10 protein-coding genes are annotated in these 10,647 nt (G+C 37.0%); 7 read left to right on the forward strand and 3 right to left on the reverse strand.

All coding sequences use genetic code 11. The features are described 5' to 3' along the window. Nucleotides 1–428 precede the first annotated feature (428 nt). The gene (locus CBF29_RS01370) at nucleotides 429–1,703 is read left to right on the forward strand and encodes an MFS transporter (RefSeq protein ID WP_126806484.1); all 1,275 of its coding nucleotides are present in this window, start codon (nucleotides 429–431) and stop codon (nucleotides 1,701–1,703) included. Between the two features lie 48 nt (nucleotides 1,704–1,751). Beyond that, entirely contained in the window at nucleotides 1,752–3,617 is a 1,866-nt protein-coding gene (locus CBF29_RS01375; protein ID WP_126806487.1) for a Xaa-Pro dipeptidyl-peptidase, read from the forward strand. Between the two features lie 82 nt (nucleotides 3,618–3,699). Here CBF29_RS01375 and CBF29_RS01380 read toward each other — a convergent pair whose 3' ends face one another. Both CBF29_RS01380 and CBF29_RS01385 read right to left on the reverse strand, forming a co-directional pair. Next, on the reverse strand, nucleotides 3,700–4,422 hold the full coding sequence (locus CBF29_RS01380) for a DUF2238 domain-containing protein (protein WP_126806489.1): 723 nt from the start codon (nucleotides 4,420–4,422) through the stop codon (nucleotides 3,700–3,702). A 92-nt stretch (nucleotides 4,423–4,514) separates the two neighbouring features. Next, on the reverse strand, nucleotides 4,515–4,733 hold the full coding sequence (locus CBF29_RS01385; protein WP_126806491.1) for a hypothetical protein: 219 nt from the start codon (nucleotides 4,731–4,733) through the stop codon (nucleotides 4,515–4,517). A 234-nt stretch (nucleotides 4,734–4,967) separates the two neighbouring features. On the opposite strand from CBF29_RS01385, the gene CBF29_RS01390 reads away from it, so the two are divergent. Continuing rightward, nucleotides 4,968–5,192, forward strand: coding sequence for a hypothetical protein (locus tag CBF29_RS01390; protein ID WP_126806493.1), 225 nt, complete (start codon nucleotides 4,968–4,970; stop codon nucleotides 5,190–5,192). A gap of 146 nt (nucleotides 5,193–5,338) precedes the next feature. On the opposite strand, the gene CBF29_RS01395 is transcribed toward CBF29_RS01390, so the two are convergent. Beyond that, on the reverse strand, nucleotides 5,339–6,280 hold the full coding sequence (locus tag CBF29_RS01395) for a DUF4097 family beta strand repeat-containing protein (protein WP_126806495.1): 942 nt from the start codon (nucleotides 6,278–6,280) through the stop codon (nucleotides 5,339–5,341). 254 nt (nucleotides 6,281–6,534) lie between these two features. Here CBF29_RS01395 and CBF29_RS01400 point away from each other — a divergent pair, with 254 nt between their 5' ends. Genes CBF29_RS01400 through CBF29_RS01415 form a run of 4 tightly spaced genes read left to right on the forward strand, consistent with a single transcriptional unit; the run spans nucleotide 6,535 to nucleotide 10,507 of the window. Next, nucleotides 6,535–7,395 carry an SAM hydrolase/SAM-dependent halogenase family protein gene (locus CBF29_RS01400; protein WP_126806498.1) on the forward strand — a complete coding sequence of 287 codons (861 nt, stop codon included), beginning with the start codon at nucleotides 6,535–6,537 and terminating at the stop codon, nucleotides 7,393–7,395. A 14-nt stretch (nucleotides 7,396–7,409) separates the two neighbouring features. Further along, on the forward strand, nucleotides 7,410–7,958 hold the full coding sequence (locus CBF29_RS01405; RefSeq protein ID WP_126806500.1) for an ECF-type riboflavin transporter substrate-binding protein: 549 nt from the start codon (nucleotides 7,410–7,412) through the stop codon (nucleotides 7,956–7,958). 15 nt (nucleotides 7,959–7,973) lie between these two features. After that, nucleotides 7,974–9,680 carry an ABC transporter ATP-binding protein gene (locus tag CBF29_RS01410; protein ID WP_126806502.1) on the forward strand — a complete coding sequence of 569 codons (1,707 nt, stop codon included), beginning with the start codon at nucleotides 7,974–7,976 and terminating at the stop codon, nucleotides 9,678–9,680. Further along, on the forward strand, nucleotides 9,677–10,507 hold the full coding sequence (locus CBF29_RS01415) for an energy-coupling factor transporter transmembrane component T family protein (RefSeq protein WP_126806505.1): 831 nt from the start codon (nucleotides 9,677–9,679) through the stop codon (nucleotides 10,505–10,507). Before CBF29_RS01410 ends, CBF29_RS01415 begins: the two co-directional genes overlap by 4 nt. Nucleotides 10,508–10,647: the final 140 nt, after the last annotated feature.

Here is a 10,647-nt window from a genome sequence, read left to right on the forward strand (position 1 = left end):
CTGATTACAATAATAGCTACTCTCCATTTTTTATTCTTGTTTGCCTACACTCAAAAATATTTCTGTACCTTCACATGCGATTTTAATCATATTTTCACCCAGTTTTTATAAATGGTTAGTGTGTTCCTGCCAATAAAATAGAAAATTATTAAAAAACTATTGAAAAACAGATCCAAATTTGACATGATTATAATACCACTCTAATGATAGCGGTTTAATATTAATGGATAGTTCAAATATGGTACTTATATTTTTGTTCGTATTACAACTCTGTGATTTATATTGATTTGTAATAGTATTAATCCTATTTTTAAAGTGAATTATATGAAACTGGTTTTTATAAAACTTTTAATCTAACCAGTTTTAAATCTGTTTTCCATTTGTTCTGTTATGAGGTTGGTTAGTCAAAAGAATTGGAGGAAATACAAATGAACAAGTTGTTGACAAAACTAGGGATGGGAGAAAAAATCCAAAAGAATTTTGCTGCCATTCTTTTCGTGGCCGCTGGTGGTTCAATTATTTATGGGTTACCTTATTTTCGTTATGATTATTATGATGCATATCTACAGGCATATAATCTAACAAACTATCAAATGGGTATCTTCGGCAGTATTTTTGGTATCTTTGGAATGATTTCTTATTTTTTTGGTGGGTATTTAGCGGATCGTGTATCAATTCGTTGGCTACTGACACTCTCACTCATTGGAACAGGTATTGGCGGGTTCATTCATTTATTGCCCTTATCCTTTTCGATGCTCGTCATTTTATACGCATTTTGGGGGTTCACTTCTTTGTTTGCCTTTTGGCCATCTTGTGTGAAAGCTGTACGGGTTTTAAGTGATACAGGAGATCAAGGAAAGGCTTTTGGTTTTTTCGAAGGCGGACGCGGTGTTACCGCCTCAATTATGGCTTCGTTAGCTGTCGTTATTTTCCAAATAGGTGTAAAAATGAATAGTGATATCATTGGTATGAAAGCCATAATTATTTACTATTCTATCATAACTATTTTGTCGGGTTTACTTGTGTTTTACAAAGTTCGAGATCAGGAGGCAGAAGAAAGTGAACGAATCTCTTTAAAAGGCTTATTTCAAGTTTTGAAGATGCCGGCTGTTTGGATTATTGGCATCGTTACCTTCTGTAACTATGTATTTACTCTTTCTGTTTACTACTTTGTTCCCTATGCAACCTCATTACTTGGTGCTACAGTTACTTTTGGTGCTGGTTTAGCGGCTGTTCGGCGATATCTTTCCCCAATATCAAATGTAGGCGGTGGTTTCTTAGGAGATAAGCTTGGAACTGGAAATCTGCTTCTTACTTCCTTTATTGTTATGGCAGTCGGAACATTAGGAATTTTGCTGTTACCTTTAACCTCTAGTGCTGTCTTTATTTTTACACTTTTATATTTAATTATATATATGTTTTACCAAGTGAATTATTCTCTGACTTGGGCAATGATGGAAGAGGGAAAAATACCAGTTCAATATTCTGGAACTGCAGCTGGGATTATTTCAACAATAGGATATTTGCCAGAAATCTTTTGTTCTCTTCTTGCGGGGTATTTACTAGATACTTTCCCAGGTGTTAGCGGTTACAGATATTATTTTAGTTTTCTGATTGTTATGTTGTTAATCGGAGCACTATTTGTACTGGTTTGGATAAAATTTTTAAAGAAAAAAGGGATCAAAACTGGAAATAGAAATTGAGTAAAAAATATTTCGCAATGACAAAAAATAAGGTTGGTGTATTAAAATATGACATTATCACTTCACTATAGAGATGACTTTCTGTTTGAACGAGTTTTTGTCGAAACTTCTTTAGACACTGATAATGATGGGAAATATGACCTGTTAGCAGTTTATATTCGTCGCCCTAAAGACACTAGAAAAGGCAAAAAAGTTCCAGCAATTTTCATGGCTAATCCTTATATGCTTGGATGTAATGAAGACTGTTACGAACTTTGTGATGTAGATAAAGAGATTTCTAATGTGAAAGAGTCTCCAACTAATTATATTAAACAAAGCACAAAAAATCCTGCTCTTTCTAAACTAATCCCAAAATACTGTGTCGATGAATCTCCGATAGATGAAATTAAACTCCAAAGCATTCCCGAATGGTATCGAATGTTTAGCACATGGGGATATGCTAGTGTTTACTCGGCAGGTTTAGGGACATATGGCTCTGACGGCTTCAACAGCACAGGATCAGTTGATGAAATTACCGCATTCAAAGATGTCATTGAATGGCTAGGGGGACGTCGTCGTGCGTTTACCGACCGAACTGGAATCACTGAAATAAAAGCCCACTGGTGTAATGGTAATGTGGCAATGACAGGAAAGTCTTATGTTGGCACACTTGCTATTGGTGTCGCATGTACTGGTGTTAAAGAGCTGAAAACTATTATCCCGGAGGCCGCAATTTCTAACTGGTACCATTACTATCGGCAAAATGGGATGCCCGTCCCAAGTAAAGACTGGCAAGGAGATGATATTTTCCTATTATCACAATATTGTTTTAGCAGACGTTTAGACATCGAAGATTATCCCAACATCGCTTTTGAATATCGAAATAAATTATCTGAAATGCGTAATAATTGTGCAAGAGAAAGTGGAAATTATAATTCTTTTTGGGATGAACGTAATTATCTGAATAAAATTGATAATTTACGTGCTAGCGTCTTGTTAATCCATGGCCTAAATGATTGGAATGTTAAAACTAATCAATTTTCAATGTTTTGGCATGAGTTAGAAAAACGTAATATTCCTAGAAAATTACTGCTTCATCAAGGAGACCATATATTCATTCATAACCACCAGACGATTGATTTTTCAAATCTGATACGTCTTTGGCTGGATTATTGGCTTTATGAGGCGAATAATAATGTGATGAATAAATTCCCTAAAGTCCATGTCCAAAGTAATATTGACCAATTTTACTGGTATCAATCATCTAACTGGCCAACTAAAGACGTTAAACCCAAAGTAATCAATTTGCATTGTGAAAATAATGAATTTTATGATGATCTGTCTGCTGCGGGATACAACAGAGAAAAAGATAACCAATCTGAATGGCTAAATAATATCGTTGAGGAACCAAACAAAATAAAATCTTTTAGGTTAGCATCAAAAATTAATGAGATTGAAAAAGAGACACGAATTTGCGGGACCGTCCGGGTAAATTTAGAAGCCGCAGTGAATAAGTCCACAGGGATTTTAAGTGCTATGCTAATTGATTATGGACGTTCGCTACGGTTAGATCTAGCTACCGAAACAGCTGTTACTGAGGGACTTGATCTTGGAGTGGGGGCTGGAAAGATGGATATTATACGTTTTTCTGCACAAAAAAAACCAGGCGATTGGATGGTCATCTCTCGGGGATGGCTCAACATCCAAAATAGGAGTAGCCTTAGTATTAAAGAAAATATTGAACCCGATAAATATCATTCCTATAGTATAGAAATGATGCCAACTGATTATACGCTAAAAGAAGGACACTCTCTCGGATTAATTTTATATGGTGCTGATGCAGAATTCACGCTTCGCCCATTTTCAACAAGACACATACGTTTAAAAAATAATTCCTTGAAAATTACAATCCCTTGTGTCTTGACTGGATTCTAAGAACTCCTTATTCAAATCAATCACAATCCCACAAAAATTTACCTTAGGAAGGCAAATTTTTGTGGGATTAATAAAATTATTTTCATTGATTGGTTTTGTTTTCCATATATTTCAAGCCATTTTGCTGCCGTTTTAAGTGGATATAACCTAAGATAACGATGATTAGAGCACCAAAAAAATTAATGATAAGGTCTTCCATTGTATCTCCCAAAGCATCATGACCCACTAGAATATCTCCGTGGGCAGTCATAAATTTCTGCATATTTGTTCCTAAGACGTGGTCGGCAAGATATTCATAAATTTCCCAGATGACACCGCACGTGATGGCAAAACAAAAAGCAAATAGACTGACAAAAAAAGGACTAAGCTGCAGCTTGCTTTTGACTTTATAATTTAAAAAGTCAACAATCACGAAGCCTAAAGCTCCAAGCATGATTGAACTAAAGCCATGAAGAATGTTGTCCCAAAATGGGATTCTGTAATAAAAATTTTGAACTTCCCCTAGATAAATAGCACAAAACAAAAAGATAAAATAAATGATTTCCATCATGTCGGGAATTTCTACATTAAATAATTTCTCTACTCTGTGAGGAAGAAAAATAACAATTATTCCTACCACGCATTGGAGAATCATCAAGACATAGTCGGTTTTCACCAACTCATATTCTTTATTGGAGACTCCTGAAGGTGCACGAGTTAACATTATTATGGCGTAAACAACGGATAAAACTAAGAGAATTAAAACTATTTTAAATATTAAATTTTTTCGTTTAAAAATAGTTTCTTTTCTTTTATTAATAGACATTAATTTCCTCCTTTAAGTTTCTTGAATTGACCATAGGCTAAAAATTTCGATATTTGTTTTCAAATGCTTGGTACATATCCAACATAGTATCTTTATTTTCCAGTGTTGCTTTGGCCTTTCATTTTTTTGTCTCCCTTTCGGAGAGACCCTCTTAAGTTCAACTTTCCTAGAGCATCTTCATATAATTCCCCATCTGATTCCCCTTTAGTATAAAAAATATTGTCCATTGATTCTTGGGTGACAAATTTCGCAAAACCGTCAGCTACTATCTTAGCCTGTCTTAAAATAAAATCTTCTTCATAATAACTCATTTCCATCCACCCCTTTTTGAATTGTAGCAAATATAAATTAAGACAACAAATAATTATGTATGACTTTCTTGGTTGTTGCAATTATTTTTCATTCATTCTCTGAAATTTACACTTGATATATCTAGCTCTACTCAAGTTCTTGTTCAGATTTCCCTGTAAAGTTTTTTAATAAAAGGATTATCCTTTCTTCCAAATATATTCTTGTTATAATAGAAGACAAAGGATGGTGTTAGTATGCCTTATGGGTACGATGATACTTATTTAAAATTGGAGCGTGAGATCAAGGAGTTGACCACTTTCCCAACTCGTGTAGGACTCGAATTAATTGAGATAGAAGACATCGATAACAACCTGTTAGTGGAAGCTTTTACCGCCATGAGAAAAGAAAAAAGAATTACGGGAGAACTGATTGGAAGTGCAGACGATCCAATCCTGATAGTACATTCTGTGGACTTCTGACCGTCAAATTATGCAAATTATGTAAAATGCCAAAAAGAGTCAATGATCTTGAGAAAATCATTGACTCTTCGTAATTTATCCCCCAACATCTTTTTACGTTTCAAACATTGATCAATTAATAAATAAACTTCTTTAAGCAAGTTGGATTAACGACTGAACATGATGAAAATGTCCCCGTCTCCAGAAGATACCGTGATCCGTTGATCCCTCTGATCTTTATTTTCACGATAGATTTGATCATCCACAAGGATCTCCCCGTCATCAGAATCTAGAATAAGTTCATAATCTTTTCTTTTGCCTTCCACACTTAATGAAACATCCCCATCGTCACTACTAAAGTCAAATGTGTCCAAAGTTACTTTATTTCCCATAAAATCCCCGTCCATCACACTCATCAGACTCTCAGTTATCTCAGAATCATCAAACGTGATATCTCCACTGTCACTACTATGCTCCATTTTTTCAATCTTGCTGCTGTTGATTATCAAGTCCCCATCTGCCACTGATGAATTTAGTAGATTCGCCGTCACAGCATTAAAATATAAATCCCCATCATCGGAGTTTAATTCAAGTGTTTTAGCACTGATACCGTCCAGATGAGTATCCCCATCCCCCATCATCACAGTAATTTGTTCTCCTTTAATCTGTTGAAGGGATAATTCTCCATCAACCATATCTAAATCCAGTTTCTCCACATTGATATTTGCTGCGCTGACGTCACTGTCTTCAGTGCTGACCTCTATGCTTTTTAAGGCCGCACTGCTGGGCACTGTTAAGATAATGGTTCGTTCCCTCGAATTGAAATTGAAAAACATGTTTCCAGAGGATGACTCAGATAAAACTAATTGCCCGTCGTCCACACTCCAATCAACTTGACTATCCTTGATATTTTGAAAAGACAGCTCAAATTGAGACCCTTCCACTATCGCCAGATCAGCATCGGCCAAATCCATGACCACACTGTCAAAACTTTCAATCGTTTCTGATGTTATCGCTCGGTGCCACGGCCATCCTGAAAAATTTCTAACAATCAGGAAAACACCTGCTATGGCTATAACGACCAGCCAGATGATACGTTGTTTTTTCAACAGTAATCCCCCCTTTTAATTATTTTCTAATAAACTCTCATCTCAAGTATATAATAAGATACTTTTCAAAGCATGAGACTAAAGAATGAAGTTCTGTAATTTAAACTGATAGCTTGAGACATATTCACTGATATATCAGCATAATCACGAACATTACACTGAAATATTGGATTATTGTCTCTCCAATAATTGTTTGAATCTGGTTATCATGCTATATTTGATTTGTAAAATAAATTATTAAAGGGGAGTGACAAATGAAAAAAAGTTTAGTATTGCAGACAGATTTTGGTTTAGGAGATGGGGCTGTCAGTGCAATGTACGGTGTTGCCTATACCGTGGATGAAACCATCGCAGTTCATGATTTAACACACGATATCCCGCCTTATGACATTTGGGTAGCTTCCTATCGTTTATACCAGACAGTTCAATATTGGCCCGAGGGAACTGTTTTTGTTTCCGTTGTGGACCCCGGGGTCGGAAGTGCCCGAAGAAGTATCGTCTGTAAAACAAGTTCCGGTCACTATGTTATTACGCCGGATAACGGAACACTGACACATATTGCTCATTATGACGGGATAGAAGAAATCCGCCAAATCGATGAGATAACAAGCCGTCTGCCTCATTCGGAAGAAAGTCATACCTTTCACGGCAGAGATATCTATGCTTATAATGGTGCCCGCTTGGCTTCAGGAGAAATAACTTTTGAAGAGCTTGGTGAAATCACAGAGGAAGGCACCATTGAGAAGCTTTCTATTATTGAAGCTTCTCAAAAAGGAAGTATTCTGACAGGAAGCATTGACGTACTGGATGTGCGCTTTGGTTCTTTGTGGACCAATATCCCGCTGGATTATCTTAAACATGTGGGGATTCAACATGGAGATAATGTTCAAGTGACAATTTTCCACAAAGATAAAAAAGTTTACCAAAATTTGATGTTGTTCGCTAAATCTTTTGCTGATGTCAATGTAGGTGAACCCCTCGTGTATGTTAATTCGCTAGTAAATCTAGGTGTGGCGGTAAATCAAGACTCATTTTCCAAACTTTACAACATTGGGACTGGCATTGACTGGACACTTCAGCTCAGAAAAGCACCAAAAATAATTTTTGAAAACTAAGGAGAGAGTAAATAATGAAAAAAGATTTTTCTGTTAAAACAATTGTGGCTATTGGTATTGGAGCGGCAGTATTTGTTGTATTAGGGAGATTTGTTTCCATTCCCACCGGCGTACCAAACACCAATCTGGAAACGACTTATCCATTCCTAGCGTTGATGGCTTCGCTTTTTGGTCCGGTTGCCGGCTTCCTGATTGGTTTTATCGGCCACACAATAAAAGATATGACAACTTATGGTGCTTGGTGGAGCTGGATTATTTGTTCTGGACTAATCGGTCTTATTTATGGTTTTATCGGAAAACAATTTGACTTAGAAAGCGGAGAATTCTCAGTGAAAGATATGATAAAATTTATCGTATTGCAGCTTCTTGCTCAATTAGTTGTTTTCGGCGTTATTGCACCATTTTTAGATATTATTATTTATCAAGAACCGGCAAACAAAGTGTTTACACAAGGAGTCATCGCTTCTCTTGCTAACAGTGTTTCCGTTGGCATATTAGGAACTATTTTAATGAAACTTTATGCCTCATCACGCACAGAAAAAGGAAGTTTAACTAAAGAATAAGATGGAGTTTTGTAAATGAATCCAATCATTGAATTTAACAATGTTACTTTTCAATATCATAGTCAGGCGGAACCCACCCTTAAAGATATTAATGTTGCTATTTATCCGGGAGAAAAAATCCTAGTGATTGGTCCCAGCGGCAGCGGAAAATCAACCTTTGCCCATTGTATCAATGGCTTGATTCCCCACATTTATTCTGGGAATATTCAAGGGAATGTTTTGATCAACGGGAAACAGGTCTTAAAAGAAAACATTGCCGACCTCTCCTTTGACGTCGGCACTGTGCTGCAAGATACGGATGGACAGTTTGTCGGCTTGACTGTGGCAGAAGATATTGCTTTTTCATTAGAAAATGAAAATGTTGAGCAATCTGTCATGAAACAAAAAGTAAATCAGTTCGCTGATATTGTTGGGTTATCACACCATCTCAGTCATCGGCCCCAAGATTTATCTGGCGGTCAAAAGCAAAGAGTCAGTATGGCTGGTGTGCTGATTGATGAAGTGCCAGTTCTGCTTCTTGATGAACCTCTAGCAAATCTGGACCCTGAGAGCGGGCAGTACGCCATTACTTTAGTTGATGACATTTGTCGGAGCAATCAAACGACTGCGGTAATCATCGAACATCGTTTGGAAGATGTCCTTCATCGCCCTATCGACCGGATTATTGTCTTCGATGACGGGACGATTGTCTCCGACACCACTCCAGAAAAACTGTTGAAATCTGATTTATTGGAAAAAATCGGCATCCGTGAACCTCTTTATGTGACCGCCATGAAATATGCCAAGATTAATATGGCTGATGCCCAACATCTGGAAGATCTAAACAAAGTGAACAGCCCTGATTTGAAAGAAAAAATGACTCAATGGCATGAGTCGATTCCTGAACAGCCTTTCATAAAAAAAGAAGACACACTTTTATCTCTCAAACATATTGATTTTCAATACACCAAACATGGAAAACAAGTGCTGAATGACCTTTCACTAGATATCCATAAAGGTGAAATTTTCAGTATTGTTGGGAAAAACGGTTCTGGAAAATCGACACTCTGCAAATCCATTTGCGGTTTTGTCACTCCTCAACAAGGGGCAATGACGTGGAAAGGCCAAGATTTCACTACTTTTTCTATCAAAGAACGAGCGGATAACATTGGTTTTGTCATGCAAAATCCCAATCAAATGATTTCTAAAAAAATGATACGGGAAGAAGTCGGCTTAGGGTTGGTACTTCGAGGAGTTTCCGAAGAAAAAATCAATAAAAAAGTAGACGAAACTCTAAAAGTCTGCGGTTTATATCCGTTTAGAAACTGGCCCATCTCTGCTTTGAGCTACGGGCAAAAAAAGCGAGTCACCATTGCTTCCATCCTCGTATTAGAACCGGAATTGATTTTATTGGACGAACCTACTGCGGGACAGGACTTGCGTCACTATACTGAAATGATGCAATTCCTTAAAAAATTAAACAAACAGGGATTAACCATCGGGATGGTGACCCATGATATGCACTTGATGCTGGAATACGCTGAACGAACGATTGTGATTGATGAAGGAGCGGTGGTGGCAGATACCTCTCCAGTGGATGTGCTGACCGATCACGATATCGTCAAACAAGCATCACTGAAGGAAACAAGTTTATTTTTATTTGCGGAGAAAATCGGGCTGAAAGAGCCGGTAACGTTTGTCAATAAATTTATTGCGTATGATAAGGAGGCTAGACTTCAATGAACTTTCAAATCCTTGGGTATATTCCGGAAGACACTCCTATTCACAAGTTAAATGGGGCAGCAAAATTAATTGCGTTGATCCTCATTTCTATTGCCACGATGACCACTTATGATACAAGATTTCTGCTGGCTGCTGCTGGATTATCCTTAGTCTTATTTAAAATTTCCGGTATCAAATGGCATCAGATTTCTTTTGTCGTAAAATTTATCACTTTCTTCTCGATTCTCAACTTGATTGCCGTTTATGTTTTTGCTCCCGAATACGGTGTTTCGATTTACGGCACAAGACACGTTCTTTGGGAGGGTGTGTGGCGTTTTACTATAACCAGCGAACAGCTTTTCTATGAGTTCAATCTCTTGTTAAAATACTTTTCTACTATTCCGATTGCCCTTGTTTTTATTTTGACGACCAATCCAAGTGAATTTGCCTCAAGTTTAAACAAAATCGGCGTAAGCTATAAGATCAGCTATGCTGTCGCATTGGCTTTGCGCTATATTCCGGATATTCAGGAAGATTATTTTGATATTTCAGTTGCCCAACAGGCACGAGGTTCTGAAACATCTAAAAAAGCGCCGCTGTCGCAGCGCATCAAAGGAACGGTTGCTATCGTGTCCCCGTTGATTTTATCTAGTATCGACCGCATCGAATCCATCAGTACAGCCATGGAATTACGTCGATTCGGCAAGAAAAAGACCCGTACGTGGTATATGGCAAAACCTTTCAGCACCCTTGATGGGATAACTATTGCCATTTCGATACTGACTCTTATCATTTCCATTGCTTTATATTTTGTTAATAATGGCAGATTTTACAATCCTTTTCAGTAACTCGAATTAAAATGGCTCTTTGTCAAATAGGACTGATGAATAAAAATTAGTTTGGAACTGAGTAGGAGTGTTTACTCTACTTAGTTCCTTTTTCTGTTATTTTATTTGTATTAAACCATTCATCATAAAAATTCTAATTC

This window comes from Vagococcus elongatus (assembly GCF_003987645.1).
GTDB classification, from domain to species: domain Bacteria; phylum Bacillota; class Bacilli; order Lactobacillales; family Vagococcaceae; genus Vagococcus_A; species Vagococcus_A elongatus.

What these genes read in the sequence shown, in the direction of transcription:
- CBF29_RS01380 (WP_126806489.1), bottom strand. Translation starts at nt 4,422, where the DNA reads ATGTCTATTAATAAAAGAAAAGAAACTATTTTTAAACGAAAAAATTTA.
- CBF29_RS01370 (WP_126806484.1), top strand. Translation starts at nt 429, where the DNA reads ATGAACAAGTTGTTGACAAAACTAGGGATGGGAGAAAAAATCCAAAAG.
- CBF29_RS01415 (WP_126806505.1), top strand. Translation starts at nt 9,677, where the DNA reads ATGAACTTTCAAATCCTTGGGTATATTCCGGAAGACACTCCTATTCAC.
- CBF29_RS01410 (WP_126806502.1), top strand. Translation starts at nt 7,974, where the DNA reads ATGAATCCAATCATTGAATTTAACAATGTTACTTTTCAATATCATAGT.
- CBF29_RS01400 (WP_126806498.1), top strand. Translation starts at nt 6,535, where the DNA reads ATGAAAAAAAGTTTAGTATTGCAGACAGATTTTGGTTTAGGAGATGGG.
- CBF29_RS01390 (WP_126806493.1), top strand. Translation starts at nt 4,968, where the DNA reads ATGCCTTATGGGTACGATGATACTTATTTAAAATTGGAGCGTGAGATC.
- CBF29_RS01405 (WP_126806500.1), top strand. Translation starts at nt 7,410, where the DNA reads ATGAAAAAAGATTTTTCTGTTAAAACAATTGTGGCTATTGGTATTGGA.
- CBF29_RS01375 (WP_126806487.1), top strand. Translation starts at nt 1,752, where the DNA reads ATGACATTATCACTTCACTATAGAGATGACTTTCTGTTTGAACGAGTT.
- CBF29_RS01385 (WP_126806491.1), bottom strand. Translation starts at nt 4,733, where the DNA reads ATGAGTTATTATGAAGAAGATTTTATTTTAAGACAGGCTAAGATAGTA.